This is a genomic window from Ruegeria sp. 6PALISEP08 (assembly GCF_001238295.1).
Classification (GTDB): Bacteria; Pseudomonadota; Alphaproteobacteria; order Rhodobacterales; family Rhodobacteraceae; genus Ruegeria.
On sequence record NZ_LGXZ01000001.1, the window covers coordinates 334,910 to 352,609 of the forward strand.

General features: G+C 58.7%; 15 protein-coding genes. 10 read left to right on the forward strand and 5 right to left on the reverse strand.

The annotated features are described in order from the left end of the window. Positions 1-15: 15 nt before the first annotated feature. The 5 genes from dusB (at position 16) to ALB80_RS01760 (ending at position 7,245) form a co-directional block, all read left to right on the forward strand. Positions 16-999, forward strand: coding sequence for a tRNA dihydrouridine synthase DusB (dusB, locus tag ALB80_RS01740; protein WP_256364008.1), 984 nt, complete (start codon positions 16-18; stop codon positions 997-999). Continuing rightward, entirely contained in the window at positions 996-2,084 is a 1,089-nt protein-coding gene (locus ALB80_RS01745) for a nitrogen regulation protein NR(II) (protein ID WP_050602287.1), read from the forward strand. Before dusB ends, ALB80_RS01745 begins: the two co-directional genes overlap by 4 nt. Continuing rightward, the gene (locus ALB80_RS01750) at positions 2,084-3,451 is read left to right on the forward strand and encodes a sigma-54-dependent Fis family transcriptional regulator (RefSeq protein ID WP_050602288.1); all 1,368 of its coding nucleotides are present in this window, start codon (positions 2,084-2,086) and stop codon (positions 3,449-3,451) included. Before ALB80_RS01745 ends, ALB80_RS01750 begins: the two co-directional genes overlap by 1 nt. A gap of 123 nt (positions 3,452-3,574) precedes the next feature. Then, entirely contained in the window at positions 3,575-5,839 is a 2,265-nt protein-coding gene (locus ALB80_RS01755) for a PAS domain-containing sensor histidine kinase (protein ID WP_050602289.1), read from the forward strand. After that, positions 5,836-7,245, forward strand: a complete 1,410-nt coding sequence (locus ALB80_RS01760; protein ID WP_050602290.1) for a sigma-54 dependent transcriptional regulator — start codon at positions 5,836-5,838, stop codon at positions 7,243-7,245. The genes ALB80_RS01755 and ALB80_RS01760 overlap by 4 nt, the downstream gene beginning before the upstream one ends. Before the next feature lie 71 nt (positions 7,246-7,316). Here the strand turns inward: ALB80_RS01760 and ALB80_RS01765 are convergent, their stop codons facing one another. Further along, positions 7,317-7,796: a hypothetical protein gene (locus ALB80_RS01765; RefSeq protein ID WP_050602291.1), complete on the reverse strand. Its 480-nt coding sequence runs from the start codon at positions 7,794-7,796 to the stop codon at positions 7,317-7,319. 96 nt (positions 7,797-7,892) lie between these two features. On the opposite strand from ALB80_RS01765, the gene trkA reads away from it, so the two are divergent. The 5 genes from trkA (at position 7,893) to ALB80_RS01790 (ending at position 12,778) form a co-directional block, all read left to right on the forward strand. Continuing rightward, on the forward strand, positions 7,893-9,269 hold the full coding sequence (gene trkA / locus ALB80_RS01770; RefSeq protein WP_050602292.1) for a Trk system potassium transporter TrkA: 1,377 nt from the start codon (positions 7,893-7,895) through the stop codon (positions 9,267-9,269). Beyond that, positions 9,269-10,807 (forward strand): TrkH family potassium uptake protein, encoded by a 1,539-nt coding sequence (locus ALB80_RS01775; RefSeq protein ID WP_050602293.1) that lies wholly within the window; start codon positions 9,269-9,271, stop codon positions 10,805-10,807. The genes trkA and ALB80_RS01775 overlap by 1 nt, the downstream gene beginning before the upstream one ends. Positions 10,808-10,938: 131 nt before the next feature. Then, the gene (gene hfq, locus ALB80_RS01780) at positions 10,939-11,178 is read left to right on the forward strand and encodes an RNA chaperone Hfq (protein ID WP_005982826.1); all 240 of its coding nucleotides are present in this window, start codon (positions 10,939-10,941) and stop codon (positions 11,176-11,178) included. Beyond that, a complete protein-coding gene (hflX, locus tag ALB80_RS01785; RefSeq protein ID WP_050602294.1) occupies positions 11,178-12,449 on the forward strand; it encodes a GTPase HflX in 1,272 nt (423 codons plus the stop codon). The genes hfq and hflX overlap by 1 nt, the downstream gene beginning before the upstream one ends. 20 nt (positions 12,450-12,469) lie before the next feature. Beyond that, on the forward strand, positions 12,470-12,778 hold the full coding sequence (locus ALB80_RS01790; protein ID WP_050602295.1) for a putative quinol monooxygenase: 309 nt from the start codon (positions 12,470-12,472) through the stop codon (positions 12,776-12,778). 1 nt (position 12,779) lies between these two features. Here ALB80_RS01790 and ALB80_RS01795 read toward each other — a convergent pair whose 3' ends face one another. From ALB80_RS01795 to hemB, 4 genes are all read right to left on the reverse strand, one after another. Further along, positions 12,780-13,175, reverse strand: coding sequence for a nuclear transport factor 2 family protein (locus ALB80_RS01795; protein WP_050602296.1), 396 nt, complete (start codon positions 13,173-13,175; stop codon positions 12,780-12,782). Positions 13,176-13,288: 113 nt separating this feature from the next. Next, the gene (locus ALB80_RS01800; protein ID WP_050602297.1) at positions 13,289-15,751 is read right to left on the reverse strand and encodes a penicillin acylase family protein; all 2,463 of its coding nucleotides are present in this window, start codon (positions 15,749-15,751) and stop codon (positions 13,289-13,291) included. Between the two features lie 170 nt (positions 15,752-15,921). Then, the gene (locus ALB80_RS01805; RefSeq protein ID WP_050602298.1) at positions 15,922-16,497 is read right to left on the reverse strand and encodes a YSC84-related protein; all 576 of its coding nucleotides are present in this window, start codon (positions 16,495-16,497) and stop codon (positions 15,922-15,924) included. Between the two features lie 145 nt (positions 16,498-16,642). Continuing rightward, complete coding sequence (gene hemB, locus ALB80_RS01810) at positions 16,643-17,641, reverse strand: porphobilinogen synthase (RefSeq protein WP_050602299.1); 999 nt, start codon at positions 17,639-17,641, stop codon at positions 16,643-16,645. Positions 17,642-17,700: the final 59 nt, after the last annotated feature.

Here is a 17,700-nt window from a genome sequence, read left to right on the forward strand (position 1 = left end):
CAAGGATTAAGCACGTTGACCCTGCACCTCGCTGACAAGGAAGTAACATTGCCGGTCTTGCTGGCCCCGATGGCCGGAATCACTGATCGCCCCTTTCGCGATCTGGTGATGCGATTTGGCGCTGGCATGGTGGTCAGTGAAATGGTCGCCAGTCAGGAGATGGTGCAAGCCAAGCCCGGCGTGCGCGAACGTGCTGAACTGTCTGCGGATGTGGAAAACACTGCCGTGCAACTGGCCGGGCGCGAGGCGCATTGGATGGCCGAAGCCGCCCGTCAGGTTGCCGACAGGGGCGCGCGGGTGATCGACATCAACATGGGCTGTCCCGCCAAGAAAGTTACCAATGGCTACTCCGGCTCAGCTTTGCTGAAAACACCGGATCACGCCCTGACCCTGATCGAAGCCGTGGTCGATGCAGTTGATCTGCCTGTGACCTTGAAAACCCGGTTGGGCTGGGACGACTCTCTGCTCAACGCACCGGATGTGGCGCGGCGTGCGCAGGACGCAGGCATTCAGATGGTCACGATCCATGGTCGCACGCGGTGTCAGTTCTACAAAGGCCATGCTGATTGGCGGGCGATCCGAGCCGTGAAAGAGGCTGTGTCGATTCCAGTCGTTGCAAATGGCGACATCGTGGATACCGCTGCTGCGCGGATTGCGCTGGATCAGTCGGGCGCGGATGGGGTGATGGTCGGGCGCGGCGCGCAGGGCAAGCCCTGGCTCTTGGCTCAAATATGCCATGACCTTTACGGGGCAGAGGCCCCGGATATTCCGGTCGGGGCGGACCTGATCGACATGGTGCAGGCGCATTATCAGGCGATGCTGGCTTTCTACGGTGTGGATCTGGGTCTGCGCGTCGCGCGCAAACATCTGGGCTGGTACATGGATGAGGCTGCGACCCCTGCGCCGCTGCGGCGGGCCGTTCTGACCTCTCGCGACCCAAGGGAAGTGCTGCGTCTGCTGGCGGATGCGTTGAATGATACGGGCGAGGTGGCGGCATGAACTCAAACGCCAGCATATGGAATTCCTTGCCTGTTCCGGCCTTCATCATTGATGTGGATGATCGGATTTCAGATGTAAATGCAGCAGGTGAGGGGTTTCTGAACGCGTCACGTAAGGCAGTGGTCGGCCATCCGGTGTGGGATCAGATCGCCGTGGACGCACCGCTGGAAGAAGCATTCGAGCGCGCGCGAACCCTTGGCACGCCACTTTTTGTCAACGATGTCGACGCCGGGTCGGGAAACCGCGCGCCGCTGCAATGCGCATTGCAGATCGCGCCGTTGGTCGGGCATCCGGGATCGATGATCATGATCATCTCACCGCGCGAGCTGTCAGGGCGGATGACACGGGGCAATACCGTCAAATCGGCTGCGCAATCGGCCATCGGCATGGCCGAAATGCTGGCCCATGAGATCAAGAATCCGTTGGCTGGGATTACAGGTGCCGCGCAGTTGTTAAGCATGAATATCCCACCACAAGACCTTGAACTTACGGATCTTATCGTGGCCGAGAGCCGTAGGATCGTAAAGCTGTTGGAACAGGTCGAGCAATTTGGAAACCTGCAAAAACCTGACTTCAAGCCGGTCAATATCCATGACGTTCTGGATCGCGCACGCCGGTCTGCATTGCTGGGTTTTGGTGCGGATATGACGATCATCGAAGATTATGACCCGTCTTTGCCGTTGGCTTATGGAGACCCGGATCAGTTGTTGCAGGTGGTGCTGAACCTTCTGAAGAACGCGTCCGAAGCCGCCGGTGCGCAGGGCGGCACGATCCGCCTGCGGACGTATTATGAACACTCGTTCCGACTGCGCCGCAGCGATGGATCGGGTCATTCGCTGCCCCTGCAGGTCGAGATCATCGACGATGGCCCGGGCCTGCCTGAAGACATTCGCGGTGACATTTTCGATCCGTTTGTGTCGGGTAGGGAAAATGGCACCGGACTGGGGCTGGCGCTGGTCAGTAAGATTGTCTCGGACCACGATGGCTGGGTTTCAGCTGAATCCGTTCCCGGGCGAACCATATTCAAACTGTCTCTGCGTCGCGCGCCGCGCGAAGACGCCGAGCATAAGAAGGAGACCCCCTGATGGATGGCACAGTACTGGTTGCGGATGACGACCGCACGATCCGCACCGTTCTGACCCAGGCCCTGACGCGCGCCGGGTGCAAGGTACACGCAACCTCATCGCTGACCACGCTGATGCGCTGGGTCGGTGAGGGCAAAGGTGATGTGGTGATTTCAGACGTGGTCATGCCCGACGGCAACGGTCTGGAAATGCTGCCAAAAATTGCAGAGGATCGCCCGGGTCTGCCTGTTATCGTGATTTCGGCGCAGAACACGATCATGACGGCCATTCAGGCGGCAGAGGCGGATGCGTATGATTACCTGCCGAAACCGTTCGACCTGCCGGACCTGATGAAGCGGACCGCACGCGCCCTGGATCAGAAGCAACGCGCGCAACCCGAACCTGCCAAGGCAGACGGCGAGCGCCCGGACGAGCTCCCTCTGGTCGGGCGCACTCCGGTTATGCAGGCCCTGTACAGGCTGGTTGCACGGGTGATGAACACGGATCTGCCTGTGATGATCTCGGGTGAAAGCGGAACGGGTAAATCGTTGATTGCGCGGGCTATTCACGATTTCTCGGACCGGCGCACTCTGCCTTTTGTCACAGTTACAGCTGCCGAGCTGCGAGATCTGGAAGGACCCGCACGGGTGTTGGCGCGGGTGCGTGGTGGCACGCTGTTGATTGATGAGATCGCGGATATCGACGATGAGGTTCAGGCCCGGATCGTGCGGATGATGGACACGCCCGGCGATCATCTTCCGCGCTTTATGGCCACCAGCCAGTCGGACCTGAATGAAGGAATGGAAAACGGGCGCATTCGTCAGGATCTATATTACAGGTTGTGCGGGGCCACGATCCATGTGCCGTCTTTGCGCGAAAGGGTGGATGACATACCGCTGCTGGCCGAACATTTTCTGGCCCGCGATGAGCGTGAAAGCGGAACAAAACGCTGGCTTGGTCCAGAGGCAGTCGAACTGGTGCGGCGCTATTCATGGCCCGGTAACGTGCGGCAGTTGGAAAATGCCGTACGTCGTCTGGGTCTGACCAGCCGGGCAGATGAAATCTCTAAATCCGAAGTGGAAGCTGTGCTGGGCAGTCAGCCCGAGGCAGAGCCGGTTCTCAGCGGAGGAGAGCGCGAAAAACTGTCGACCTCGGTCGAGCGTCATTTGCGACGATACTTTGATCTGCACGGCAATATTCTGCCACCGCCGGGCCTGTACCAGCGTATTCTGCGCGAGGTTGAGGCACCGCTGATCGAAATTGCACTGGACGCAACCGGCGGAAATCAGGCGAAATGTGCCGATTTGCTGGGAATCAATCGAAACACGTTGCGAAAAAAGATTACCGATCTCGATATTCGGGTGACACGCCGACGCAAACTGATGTAATATCGCCACACAAACCGTGGCATCCCGGCATCTGTCGGGAAAAGATCACGATATATGGCGGTAAGCCGCGAGCGCGGCACATCAGGATGAGGGCAGACGGTGGCAACCCGAGCACAGAGCGGGATGATCCCATCGATAAGTCGATGGCGTAAATCACGGAAACTGCGCAATTTTGGAACCTTTGGGCTGGTGCTCCTAGGGCCGATTTTGGCGTTGGCAACGTATCTTGTTATCGGTCCCTTTGATCTTGGCACCACGGCGCCGACCTTGCGGCTGATTCTGTTGGCTGATCTTGTGTACGTTCTGGTTGTCGCCGCGCTGGTACTCAGTCAGGTGGGCAGCTTGATTGCGGCGCGCAGGGCGAAATCGGCGGGTTCGCGCCTGCATTTGCGCCTGATCGGGGCGTTTACGCTGCTGGCGCTGGTGCCGACCGTGACCGTGGCGATTTTTGCGGGGCTCACCGTGAATATCGGCCTCGAAGGCTGGTTCTCGGACCGGGTTCGGCAGGTGGTGGGGTCTTCCCTGACAGCTGCTGAAGCCTACGAGCAGGAACACCGGCGCGGATTGGTTCAGGATGCCTCGGTGCTGGCACGATATCTGGACAACGCACGCTCGCTGGATTTCTACATCTCAGATGCCGAATTGCGCGAAGTGCTGGCGCAAGGGCAGGCTCAGATCCAACGCGGGTTGCGCGAAGCCTATGTCATCGACGGCAGCGGTGAGATCAAGTCGCGCGGGGATCGGTCGTATCTGTTCAATTACCAAGCCCCCACGTCCGAGCAGATGGCTGAGGCGACCGACACGGGGCTGTTGATTATCGCGGATTGGCCGAACAATGAATTCCGCGCGCTGGTGCCTCTGACGGCCTATTTGGACCGTTACCTGTATGTCAGCCGCGAGGTTGACGGTCAGTTGCTGACGCTGCTGGATGACACCAAGGAAACGGCACAGTTCTACCAACAGTTGGAAAGCGAACGTGGCAGGGTGCTGTTCGAATTTGGCCTGCTGTATCTTGGCTTTGCACTGATCCTGATTCTTGCTGCAATGTCGTTGGGCATGTGGTTTGCCGAGCGCCTGTCGCGACCAGTGGGTCGTTTGACCACAGCGGCCCAAAGGGTCGGCGCCGGTGATCTGAGCGTTCAGGTCATCGAAGAGGCTAGTGATGATGAGATTGCCATGCTGGGCCGGTATTTCAACCAGATGACCAGGCAGTTGAAGGGACAGCGGGACACGCTGTTGGAAAACACGCAACAAATCGAAAGCCGCCGCCGTCTGTTCGATTCGGTTCTCAGTTCGGTCACGTCAGGCGTGGTGGGTATTGACCCCGAAGGCTGCGTGACCTTCGTAAACCGTTCGGCAGAACGATTGCTGGATTGGTCTCGGGGCGAAGAGCACCTGGCGATCGGTATCGCAGTGCCGGAGTTTCTGCCCCTTTTTGAAAACTTGAAAGAAAGCGGGCAAGAGGCGGTTCAAGGTGAAATCAAGGTCACCCGTAAAGGCCGGTTGGAGAACCTGCTTGTTCGGATGGCCATCCGTCGCGGCGAAGACGGGGGGCTGGAAGGCTATGTGGTCGCATTTGATGACGTGACCGATCTGGTCAGCGCACAGCGGATGGCGGCCTGGGGCGATGTTGCCCGCCGGATTGCCCATGAGATCAAGAACCCGTTGACCCCAATCCAGTTGAGCGCTGAGCGCATCAAGCGCAAGTTTGCCCGAAAGCTGGACGAAGAGGATTCCGAAGGCCTCGAGTCGATGACTGGCGTGATCGTACGCCAGACCAACGACCTGCGCCGAATCGTGGACGAATTCTCGAAATTCGCGCGGATGCCCGAGCCTGAGCGCCGGGAAGAAAACGTGGTTGATCTGGTGCGCGAAGCGGTTGTGCTGCAGCAAGCGGGGCAACCGGATGTACAGATCGACGCTGATTTGCCGCAGCAACCCATCATGGCGGATGTCGACGCCACCATGCTGCATCAAGCCCTGACAAACCTGATTAAAAATGCCGGAGAAGCGATTGGCACCCTTAAGGAAAAAGGGGCGCCGGACAATCTGAAGCCACAGATAAAAGTGGCAGTGTCCGGTGATGACGCGGGTACGGTCATCACCATTGCAGACAACGGGATCGGTCTGCCCGAGGATCGGGCGCGGCTGTTTGAACCCTATGTGACCACACGCGACGAAGGGACCGGGCTGGGCCTGCCCATCGTCAAGAAAATCATCGAAGAACATGGCGGAGCGCTGACACTTGAAGATGCGCCCGTATTTGACGGACAGGACCATTTTGGCGCGATGGCCGTTATCCGTTTACCGGGGGCCACCATGTCCTCGACCGTTGCGCCACAGAAGCAGGCAATTAGAACCAACAAACTGAAAGCAGGCCAAAGATGAGCGACATTCTGATCGTAGATGACGAGCGCGATATTCGCGAACTGGTGTCCGACATTCTGGAGGACGAAGGGTATTCAACCCGGCTGGCGGCCAACTCGGATGAGTGTATGGCGTCGATCAATTCCGAGCCTCCGGGACTGTTGATCCTGGATATCTGGCTGAAAGACAGCCGCATGGACGGGATCGATATTCTGAAGGCGGTGAAACGCGACAACCCGGATGTGCCGGTGGTGATCATTTCGGGTCACGGCAACATCGAAATCGCGGTCGCCGCCATCAAACAAGGCGCGTATGACTTTATCGAAAAGCCCTTCAATATTGACCAATTGATGGTGGTGATCCGCCGCGCGATGGAGACCTCTCGCCTGCGTCGCGAGAATGCGTCGCTGAAGCGCAAAGAGGTCAACAATTCGGATATGATCGGCAAGTCCGCTTCGTTCCGCGGTATGCAGGGTCAGTTGGACAAAGTGACCAAATCAAATGGCCGCGTAATGCTGAGTGGACCTGCCGGGTCGGGCAAGGAGATTGCGGCGCGGTATATTCACGCTCATTCCAACCGCGCCAATGCTCCCTTCGTCACGGTGAACTGCGCTGGGGTCGAACCCGAGCGCGTGGAAGAAGTTCTGTTTGGCCGGGAATCCGCAGAGCGAGGTGTCGAACCCGGTTTGCTGGAAGAAGCCCATGGCGGTGTGGTCTATTTTGACGAAGTGGCGGATATGCCCTTGGGCACGCAGTCCAAGATCCTGCGGGTGCTGGTGGATCAGCAATTCCAACGTGTGGGCGGTTCCGACAAGGTCCGGGTGGATCTTCGGGTCATCTCTTCCACCAACAAGGACCTTGATGTGGAAATTGCCGCGGAGCGCTTCCGGGAAGAACTGTACCACCGTCTGAACGTAGTACCGATTGCAGTTCCGTCGTTGGAAGATCGCCGAGAGGATATTCCGGTTCTGGCCCAGCATTTCATTGAAATGTGCAACGAAACCCAAGGTTTGCCGATCCGTGAACTCTCGGAGGAGGCGGTTGCCTTGTTGCAGACGATGACATGGCCGGGGAATGTGCGTCAGCTCAAGAACCTGATCGAACGGGTTCTGATCCTGGGCGACGGAACCGGCCCGATCGAAGCGCGTGAGTTGCCAAGCGAAGAGGAAAAAACCGAAGAGTCGGGCCGTGTCGTTCTGTCGGGTGCACTGGCAACCTTGCCGCTGCGTGAGGCGCGTGAAGCGTTCGAGCGGGAATATCTGCTGACTCAGATCAATCGCTTTGGCGGCAATATCAGCCGCACTGCCAGCTTTGTAGGGATGGAGCGCAGCGCGCTGCATCGCAAACTGAAATCGCTGGGTGTGGTAACATCGAACAAATCCGGCGCACGGGTTGCACAGATCGACGAACCGGAACCGGCAGAGTAATCTGCCGGTCGCACGACCAGACTCAAAGCCTGATCCGAGAGACTTGGGTCAGGACATGGGGGGACCAGATCTCAGCCTGATTGACCGGGCGTTATGATCTGGAAGGACCCATCATCGAATTTCACAAAGCACGAGGCGCTGTTGAGCGGCGGCAACGTTGTGGTGCGCTTCGCGGGCACGCGTGATTTCACACTCTGCTTGCAGGGCGGCAGACTTACAGGCCGGAAGCCTTTTTGCGCCATGCATTGCGCTTCGACGGTATTACGCAGGCCCTGATTCACATCCACGGTATAGACCCGACCGGGCTGCCACCATCCGGGCGATTGATAGCACCGCCCCCGGCCGTCGCAATATGTGCGCCCGGGCCAGTATGTTGGCGGGCTTTGACGGATTTGATTGGCAACTGGCACCTCTTGTACCGCCTTGAGCTGGCACTGGGTGGTTTCTTCCTGCAGTCGCGACACGGTTGCGCCCTCGCGATAATAGAGCGAAAGCGGCCCGCATGAGGACAGCACCATCAGGGTAACGAGCATAGGAAACAGCGTTTTCATACGCTTATCTTGCCGCAGCCGCGCAGGGATGACAATTCAATTGACCGCTTTGGGGGCATCTGTCATTCAATCCTCTCAGGCAGAAGGGCCAGAAACATGAAGGTCATCATATGCGGCGCAGGTCAGGTTGGCTGGCAGATTGCGCGGCACCTTTCGGGCGAACTGAATGACGTAACGGTCGTGGACAACAATCCCGACCTCGTGCGCCGGGCGACGGAAACGCTGGATGTGCAGGGCATTGCCGGGTTTGCAAGCTATCCTGACGTACTGGAACGGGCAGGGGCCCGTGACGCCGACATGATAATCGCTGCGACCCATTCCGACGAGGTGAACATGGTCACCTGTCAGATGGCGCATTCGGTTTTCTCGATCCAACGCAAGATCGCGCGTCTGCGGTCGAAATCCTATCTGGAAGCCATCCATTCGGATCTTTACCGCCGCGATCATTTGCCCATCGATGTGGTGATCAGCCCCGAACGCGAAGTGGCTGCCGCTGCGATGCGCCGCCTGTCTGCCCCATCGGCCTTTGACACCGAGATTTTCATGGATGGCAAGGCGCAACTGCTGGGTATCAGGGTGGAAGAGGACTGCCCGATCGTGAACACGCCGCTCCGGCAACTGACCGATCTGTTTTCCACGCTCAGTTCGATTGTGGTTGGGGTTCGGCGCGAAGGTACGCTGTTTGCGCCCGAGTCCGAAGATCAGCTGTTCGTGGGTGACGAATGTTACGTCTTTACTAATGTGAAAGACGTGAACCGCACCATGGAGGTGTTCGGCAAAGCTCAGAAGCGTCAGGATCGTGTTGTGATTGTTGGCGGTGGCAATGTTGGTTTGGAAGTGGCCAGAACGCTGGAAGAGCGTGAAGGTCGCGTGCGTGCCAAGATCATCGAACGCGACCGTCAATGCGCCGAGATCGCCGCCGAAGCGCTGGAGCGGACAATCGTTCTGCATGGGGATGGGTTGGATTCCGGCTTGCTGAGCGAGGCGGGTATCGACCGGGCCGATGCGATGCTGGCCGTCACGGATGACGACCGCACCAACATGCTGGCCGCCGTGCGTGCCAAGGCCGAAGGCTGTGCGCTGGCGATTGCGCTGATCAACGATCCCAGCATGGTTGCCCTGATGGGGCCGTTGGGCATTGACGCTTATATTAACCCGCGTGCCACCACCGTCAGCTCGATCCTACGCCATATCCGGCATGGGCGTGTGCGACAGGTTTATTCCATCGGCGATGCAGAGGCCGAAGTGATCGAGGCCGAGGTTCTGTCGACTTCTCCGATGGCGGGGCAAAAGCTGCGGGATATCGATTTCCCCGAAGGTGTGCTGGTGGGTGCTGTGCGCAAAGGGGACGAGGTTCTGCGCCCGACAGGCAGTCTGAGGATCGAAGAAAAAGATGTGGTTGCCATCTTTGCCATGGCCAAGGACGTGCCCGAGGTTGAACGCCTGATGCAGGTTTCAATCGATTTCTTCTGATGGAGCGGGCGGGGACACAACAGGTTAGGCTTTTACGGCGACTGCCGTTGTTCCTGCTGATATGGGCAATCGTGTCTCTGGCCATGTGGATTCCGGCAATCTATGCGCTGGTGCTGGATGATCACAGTACGTCGCGATCATTTCTGTATTCGGGCATTCTGGGCCTGTTTCTGGTCGCTATCATCGCAATGGCGTCGTCCAATCGTATCCCGCGGCGGGGCACTTTGGGGCAGCTGGCGGTGATGTTGGGATGCTTCACTATCCTGCCGATCTTTCTGGCGATCCCATTCCATGACGCGCTTGGCACAACCACGTTTCTGAACGCTTATTTCGATATGGTCAGCGCCCTGACGACCACTGGGGCCGACCTGTTCCCTGATCATAACCGGCTGAGCGCACCTCTGCACCTGTGGCGTGCGCTGGTCGGTTGGATGGGGGGCTTGCTGATGTGGGTCGCGGCCGCCGCTATTCTGGCCCCACTTTCCCTTGGCGGGTTCGAGGTGACAGCAAAAGGGCAGCCTGGGCGTCCGGTGTCGGGCGTCGCGCAAAGCGAGCGCGTGGACCCGCGCGGCCGTTTGCTGCGTGTGGCGCGGGCGCTGACGCCTGTATACGCCGGGCTGACAGCGGTGATCTGGGTGCTTCTGCTGATCGCGGGTGAGGCCGGCCTGACGGCTGTCTGCCACGCAATGTCGGTGATGGCCACGTCCGGTATCTCTCCGGTCGGTGGCATGGAAGGGGCGCAGGCAGGGTTTACCGGCGAGGCGATTGTTTTTCTGTTCCTCTTCTTTGCCCTTTCGCGCCTCACCTTTTCGGCGGATACCGCTGCCACCGGGTATTCTCGTTTGGACAGAGACCCCGAGTTTCGCATCGGCCTGTTGATCGTTTTGGCCGTCGCGCTGCTCTTGTTTTTCCGAGTGGTTGCTGGCGTGACCGAAATCGGCGGGCAGATCGCACCGCTTCAGGCTTTGCAGGTGATCTGGGGTATGCTGTTCACCGTGTTGGCCTTCCTGACCACTGCCGGATTTGAAAGTGCGAACTGGAATGATGCGCAGCAATTGTCAGGTCTGGGTACGCCGGGGCTGCTGCTGATGGGATTGGCGCTAATCGGCGGTGGGGTCGCCACCACGGCCGGAGGCGTCAAACTGTTGCGGGTTTTTGCGTTGTATCTGAACGGCGCGCGCGAGATTGATCGCCTGATCTATCCTTCATCCGTCAGCGGTGTCGGGGGTGGTAACCGGCGCATTCAAAGCGACGGTGCCTTTATCGCCTGGATTTTTCTGATGCTTTTTGCGCTGACGCTGGCGGTGTTCAACCTGTTGCTGGCGGCGATGGGATCCGGTTTCGAACAGGCAATGGTGCTGAGTGTAGCCACCCTGACGACAACCGGTCCGCTGATCGAGCTGGCCACGGACGTCCCGATCCGGCTGATTGATCTGTCCGCAGGGGCAAAACTGACGCTTTGTGCAGCGATGGTGATCGGACGTCTAGAAACGCTTGCTATTATTGCCCTGATCACGCCATCGCTGTGGCGGGATTGAACCAAAACGCCCCACCAACGTTATCGCCTTATTTTTCATCTGGAATATCTCTGCGCGGCACTCCATACTCGCCGGGAGGGAGCGCGTTGGTCCGCAGCGCGTAGCAAGAACAATGGCGAGATTATAAAAATATGGCTTCGGACAGACAGAATCTTCAGGATGCCTTCCTGAACAATGTACGGAAAGCTAAGGTTCCGGTAACGATCTTCCTGATCAATGGCGTAAAACTGCAAGGTGTGATCACCTGGTTCGACAATTTCTGCGTATTGTTGCGCCGCGACGGACAGTCGCAGTTGGTATACAAACACGCGATTTCAACCATCATGCCATCACAGCCGATCAACCTGTATGAGGGCGAAGACGCCTCTTGATGGAACATGACCGGAGGCGCACCCGTGCTTGGGTGCTGCATCCAGAAATCAAATCAGATGAACAGCGCCGTGTTCCCGAACCGGCGCTGGCCGAGGCGGTTGCACTGGCCGCTGCATTGCCCGATCTGGATGTGATCGGGTCTGAAATCGTACGCCTGCAACGCGCCCAGTCGGGGCTTTTGTTCGGCACCGGCAAGATCGAGGAACTGGCCGAGCGGCTGCATGACAGTGAAATCGAGCTGGTCTTGATCGATGGGCCCGTTACGCCGGTGCAGCAGCGCAATCTGGAAAAGGCGTGGAAGGTCAAGATCCTCGACCGGACCGGATTGATCCTTGAAATTTTCAGCGATCGTGCCCGCACCCGTGAAGGGGTGCTGCAGGTCGAGATGGCCGCTCTCAGCTATCAACGCACACGCTTGGTCCGGGCCTGGACCCACCTTGAACGGCAGCGGGGTGGTTTGGGGTTCGTTGGCGGACCCGGTGAAACCCAGATCGAAGCCGACCGTCGCGCCATTGACGAGCAACTGGTCAGACTGCGCCGTCAGTTGCAGAAAGTGGTCAAGACCCGCACCCTGCACCGGGCTGCACGCGCCAAAGTGCCGTATCCAATCGTTGCCCTTGTGGGCTATACAAACGCGGGCAAATCGACACTGTTCAACCGCCTGACCGGGGCCGAAGTGATGGCCAAAGACATGCTGTTCGCCACGCTGGACCCGACGATGCGACGGGTGCAGCTGCCTGACGGCCCCGAGGTGATCCTGTCGGATACGGTGGGCTTTATCTCGAACCTGCCGACCGAGCTTGTAGCGGCTTTCCGGGCGACCCTTGAGGAAGTTCTGGGCGCGGACCTGATCGTTCATGTACGTGATATCAGCCACGAGGAAACGGAGGCACAGGCGCAGGATGTTGAGACCATCCTGACCTCATTGGGTGTCGATGAAGAGCGTCCACGGCTTGAGGTCTGGAATAAGATTGACCTGCTTAACCCCGAAAACAAAGAGGCCGCATTGGCGCGGGCTGAACGGGACCCGGCGATATTCTCAATCTCGGCTGTAACGGGCGAAGGCGTTGACGCGCTGTTGGCCGAGATTGCCACGCTCCTTCAGGGGGCACGGCATGAAGTTGTCCTGAACCTCTCTTTCGCCGAGGGTGACAAGCGGGCTTGGCTATTCCGTCAGGACGTCGTCCAGAGCGAGGATCAAACCGAAGACGGGTTCCGTCTGACGGTTTTGTGGACTGACAAACAGGCCGCGCAGTTCGCGTCGCTTTGAACAAGACGAGAGGGCTTGGTATGTCAGATGCATTGGACCAACGGGTATTCCTGAATGGCCATATTGACGTGCCGCCCGACCGGCTTGAAGACGTGCGGGCAGCCTTGCCGCTTCACATCGCTCTCACGCGCGCGGAAGAGGGCTGCTTGTCTTTCGAAGTTGTGGAAGATCAGACAACGCCCGGGCGGTTTACTGTGTCAGAGGTGTTTGTGACGCAAGCGGCCTTTGACGCACATCAGGCACGGGCCAAGGCGTCAGACTGGTTTCAGGTCACACAGGGAATACCCCGCAACTACACGATAGGAACGGCTGCGGATCGAGCGCGTTAAGCTATTTGCCGTCAATCTGGTGTTGGTAGTCATCCGCGTCGAACCAGCCCAGCGATGACTTTACAAGATAGTCTGACGTCAATTCCCACTCTTCCCAACCACGCGCGACAACGTGATTGCCAGTTTCGGCGTGGTGCCCTTCTAGGGTCCAAACAAAAATCGCATGAGATCCGGCCCATCGCATCATATCGCAACGGACCTCAAGATCAGGGAAGTCGGCGTAAAAGCCACGAGCCATATCGGCAATCGCTGCGCGCCCTTCTATGGGGTCGCCCCGATTGATCGTGATTTGACCGTCAGGTGCAAAGAAACCGGCAACTGCGTCACCGTCGCCGGAACTCCACGCAATTGCGTAATCGCGAGCAAGATTATTTAGGACATCTCGAATACTGGCCATATTCGCCCCCCCCCCTTTGGTCCCACATAATCGGTGGAATGATCATAGGCGAAAAAGGCGCAAGGTGCCACGACGCCCCGGAAATCGGGGCGAGGAGTTGCCGATTAGGCGGATTATCGCGGGATCAGATTGGTCACGCCAACCGCAGCAGCGCGGGCCAGATCAAGGTCCAATGACATGGGGATATACTCGCCACGTCGCCACAGTTGCGCCTGATCGTCATAGTAGCGCGACAGGAAGTGCCCCGATTGACCGGTCGCGGTGATAAAGACCGAGCTGTTGGGATCGGCAAAGTCGTAAACCCCGCGATACCCGGCGCCGTGGACATTCTGGAACGGGTCGGGGCCTTCGCCCAAGGTGCGCCCACGCAGCAGCGTGTTGTCGCCACCGCTGGTCGACTGGCGGATATTCACGAAATAGCGCAGGACAGGCACGTCACCCAGAACCGGATGATCGTGTGTGGCTTGATGCGCATCGCCCCAGCGCAGGGATTCCAGCGCGCTGCCATAGCGCTCGGAAATCCAGATCAGGGCGTCATCCAGCGCCAGCCGGGCCATTTCAGTGCACGTCTCAACAGGGGCGCTCTGCCGTACATCGCACCATACGCTTGCTCCGTCGATATCGCGATAAACCCGCTCGATGAATAGCGGCTCAACGTGTTTGTATTCGCTGGCCAACGGTCCAAGCTCATCCGCGATCAGGCGGATTTGAAGGGCGCGCAGCCATGCCGCATAGATCAGCGGCTCGGGCAGGTGTTCGTTCATCTCACCATTCCAGTCCGCCAACAGCGACAAGGCGATCTGGCGCTGTCGTTCTGGTGTGCCCTCGGGGGCCGACGCGCCAGTGAACCATAAATCCGCGCCGATCAATGGCAACAAGGACCGTGCCGTGAAACTGACGGTATCAAGCTGCGCTTCAATAAAGCTGTCGCGGGTATGGACCTCACGGGATTGCATCAGGCGGTCCCAGCGGTGCACGCGTTGTGTATCGCCCCATTCGTAAGACACATGGTTGGGGAAAGGGCGGTCGATAATCTTGTTGTTCGTATTGCCCAGAATGCCGCCGACCGGAGCAACAAATTCGGGATTGTCCGCATAGGGCAGACGGCCCTGCCAGCGGTTCACCTCGATCCAGCCGGGTGTCGGAATGCGACCGCGGCTTTGGTTTCGCACGTCCCGCGCGGGCATAGCGCCAATCAGCTTCATGCCGATGGTGTTCCGGTCCACCAGCGAAAGGTTCTGCGACGGGGCAATGAATTGCTCGCCCGCCCGGATGGCCTGACGCACGTTATCCGCGTTCATCAGCGCCATGGAAGCGGTCATCGAGGTGTCGCGCGGGCTTAGCGCCGTCCAGGACAGAGACGCCACATGGCCGGGCGGAGTAATAGTTTCCAGCTTGTAATCTGTGCCGGGCAGGACCGGGCCGTTTTCCGTCCAGCGCAGGGTCAGTGTGACGGGCGCTTCATCTTTTATGGCGATGATTGAAGGGCGGGTCTGAAACTCTTTGTAACCGTCAGGGGTCAGGTATTCCTCGGGGTTATCCGGGTTCAGCTGCTCAATGTGCAGATCCTGATCATCCAGATAAGACGAGGTCAGCCCCCATCCCAAGCGGTCGCTGCGTCCGGTCATGATGGCGGGTACGCCGGGGATCGAAGCCCCGATCACGCCGCCATTTTCCAGGCCGAGATGCGCCAGATACCACACTCCGGGCGCAGTGAAGCCCAGATGCGGGTCGTTGGCCAGCAATGTGCCACCGCTTGCTGACCGCGATGGGGCAGCGGTCCAGGCGTTTGAGGCGCCGGCCAAACCGCGTTTGGGAAGCGGAGAGAGGGAGGTCGAAGGTGCATCCGTGCCAGCCGCAAAGCGTGGCAGATTGGGGAACAGGGACGCATATTCCGGCAGGGCGGCGATACCAGGTCCGGGGACGTCAGGCAGGATGTCGGCCAGACGCTCGGGGTTGTTCAATATCAAAGAGGTGCGGGCGCGCAGAACCTCATCGGACAGGTGGCCCGATAGTTGCAAGGCCATCAGCTTGATGACCGCAAGGCTGTCACCCGGTTGCCAGGGAGAGACGGGGGCATTGAACAGGAACATTTCAGGCGCACCGCGTCCCAGTGCCTCTTCGTTGATTTCAGTCAGTCTTGCATTGACCCCGGCCGCATAAGCCCGCAAGGCGGTTTTGGTATAGTCATCCTGCACTTCGACCGATCGATGGGCGAGGCCATAAAGGTCAAGCCGCCGCAGCAACTTGTCGATGCGCAGGGTGCGCGGACCAAATACTTCGGACAGGCGGCCTTGCGCGGTACGGCGCATCACGGTCATTTGCCATAGCCGGTCCTGCGCATGGGCGTATCCCAGTCCAAAGAAAACATCCGGATCAGTCTGGCCCAGAATGTGCGGCACGTTGGCCGTGTCGCGCACGATCTCGACCGGGGCGGTCAGGCCGTCAACTTCAAGGGTCTGGTCGTAATCCGGCAGGGATTGGCTGGCCAGGAAATAGACAAGGCCTATCGCGGCGAGGATCAGAAAAATCAGACCCGACGCGATGCTCACCAGCCAGCGGAAAACAAGACCCATTACTGCCCCATATTATCGTTCGGATGAAGGTTGTTCAGAGATTAGAGGATGGTCGGTCGGACCGAAAGGGGAACGCGGCAAGAACCTGCTTGGAAACGCTTATAAATAATTGCCCCGCCGCAGTATTGTGCTGCGACGGGGGCCATGTGCGGGGGAAGTGGTAATCCGGTTTATGGAATGATGCGCGTGTATTTTGTGCCTTCGACGGTCGCGCCGAATTTCAGACCGGCCTGACCAAAGACTGCCGCCAGCACCGGCGAACGCAGTGTTGTTGTGTCCGTGGACAAGGAATTCCCAGTTGCGTCAACCACATATCCAATATCGGCGCCCGCTGTCCATCCGCTGGAACGGCGGAAATCGTTTAGCGCATCTTCAGTCATGAAGAACAGGACATGCGCATATTGCTGCGCGCCAAATTGCAGGCCGGCGGATCCGGAAATTGCGGAATAGTAATCGACAGTCGCCCCGTTGATGCGCAGCGCGCCTTGGCCGTAGGCACCCCCAAAGATGATCAATCCGGCGTCGGTGATCAGGGGCATAACCAACATCCCGTTGGCTTTGTTTGCGATCTCAACCGTGTTGGGATATTTCGCGTACATCTCCGTCAGCGTGGCGTCGACGCGGGCGTCGATTGATGCCGCGTTCGAATTGCCGACGCCGTTGCCGCAGGCGGTTGTCAGGGTCAGACCTGCCATGCCAAAGGCAAAGCCGCGACGGCTCAGTCGGGGGGAAGGGGAACTGCTCATGGTTTTTATGTCTCTGTAACTGTGCCTGATGTTGTCGGGTCATCCCGATCTTGTTGGCAAGGATACGCCGATTAGGGTCATGTGTCACGGGAAAGCTGCCCGACAACGCGGATTCGTCGGCGAAAAATTGCGACTCTTTGGGGTTTTAGCCCTGAAGGATGCGCGCAACTTGCGGCGAGAAATAGGTCAGAATGCCGTCGCATCCGGCGCGCTTGAAGGCCAGAAGACTTTCCAGCATCACCTTGTCTCCATCAATCCAGCCATTCTGCGCCGCCGCCTGAATCATCGCGTATTCGCCGGATACCTGATAGGCATAAGTCGGCGCGCCAAAGCTGTCTTTCACCCGGCGGCAAATATCCAGATAAGGCATCCCCGGTTTGATCATCACCATATCCGCGCCCTCGGTCAGGTCGCGCTCGATCAGGCGCAACGCTTCGTCCGAGTTGGCCGGGTCCATCTGATAGGTCTTCTTGTCACCGGTCAGCGCGCCCGAAGCGCCGACTGCGTCCCGGAAGGGGCCATAAAAAGCGCTGGCATACTTTGCAGCATAGCTGAGGATCATCACGTTGTGATGGCCCGCGTGTTCCAGTGCGCGGCGCATTTCTCCGATCCGGCCGTCCATCATATCTGACGGGCCGATAATATCTGCACCGGCATCGGCCTGAGCGAGAGTCATCTTGACCAATGCCTCGACGGTCTGATCATTCACGATCTCTCCGTCGACAACGTACCCGTCATGGCCATTGATGTTGTAGGGGTCCAGCGCCACATCGGTCATCACCGCAATATCCGGAGCCGCCGCCTTTATCGCCCGGATCGCCCGATTCGACAGGTTGTCGGGGTTCCAGGCTTCTGCACAGTCTTCGGTTTTCAGCGCAGAATCCGTGTAGGGAAAGATGCAAATCGCGGGGATTCCAAGCGCTTGCGCCTCGACCGCGGCTTTGGCAATCATATCCACCGACCGGCGCACCACGCCCGGCATCGAAGGCACCGGTTCTTCAATTCCTTCACCATCGCGCACAAAGACCGGCCAGATCAGATCGTCCGTAGTCAATGTGTTTTCGCGCACCAGTCCACGAATTGCCTCGGATTGACGGGCCCGCCGAAAGCGAGTCAGGGGAAAGGGGGCAATGGTCGGTTTCATGGCGTGTTCTCCTTGAACATTCCAGCATTGGGTGGCATGAATTTACAAAGGTCTCAAGG

Excerpts from the sequence above, each read along its gene's own strand:
- ALB80_RS01745 (WP_050602287.1), top strand. The coding sequence starts at position 996 with ATGAACTCAAACGCCAGCATATGGAATTCCTTGCCTGTTCCGGCCTTC.
- ALB80_RS01750 (WP_050602288.1), top strand. The coding sequence starts at position 2,084 with ATGGATGGCACAGTACTGGTTGCGGATGACGACCGCACGATCCGCACC.
- ALB80_RS01755 (WP_050602289.1), top strand. The coding sequence starts at position 3,575 with ATGATCCCATCGATAAGTCGATGGCGTAAATCACGGAAACTGCGCAAT.
- ALB80_RS01760 (WP_050602290.1), top strand. The coding sequence starts at position 5,836 with ATGAGCGACATTCTGATCGTAGATGACGAGCGCGATATTCGCGAACTG.
- ALB80_RS01765 (WP_050602291.1), bottom strand. The coding sequence starts at position 7,796 with ATGAAAACGCTGTTTCCTATGCTCGTTACCCTGATGGTGCTGTCCTCA.
- trkA (WP_050602292.1), top strand. The coding sequence starts at position 7,893 with ATGAAGGTCATCATATGCGGCGCAGGTCAGGTTGGCTGGCAGATTGCG.
- ALB80_RS01775 (WP_050602293.1), top strand. The coding sequence starts at position 9,269 with ATGGAGCGGGCGGGGACACAACAGGTTAGGCTTTTACGGCGACTGCCG.
- hfq (WP_005982826.1), top strand. The coding sequence starts at position 10,939 with ATGGCTTCGGACAGACAGAATCTTCAGGATGCCTTCCTGAACAATGTA.
- hflX (WP_050602294.1), top strand. The coding sequence starts at position 11,178 with ATGGAACATGACCGGAGGCGCACCCGTGCTTGGGTGCTGCATCCAGAA.
- ALB80_RS01790 (WP_050602295.1), top strand. The coding sequence starts at position 12,470 with ATGTCAGATGCATTGGACCAACGGGTATTCCTGAATGGCCATATTGAC.
- ALB80_RS01795 (WP_050602296.1), bottom strand. The coding sequence starts at position 13,175 with ATGGCCAGTATTCGAGATGTCCTAAATAATCTTGCTCGCGATTACGCA.
- ALB80_RS01800 (WP_050602297.1), bottom strand. The coding sequence starts at position 15,751 with ATGGGTCTTGTTTTCCGCTGGCTGGTGAGCATCGCGTCGGGTCTGATT.
- ALB80_RS01805 (WP_050602298.1), bottom strand. The coding sequence starts at position 16,497 with ATGAGCAGTTCCCCTTCCCCCCGACTGAGCCGTCGCGGCTTTGCCTTT.
- hemB (WP_050602299.1), bottom strand. The coding sequence starts at position 17,641 with ATGAAACCGACCATTGCCCCCTTTCCCCTGACTCGCTTTCGGCGGGCC.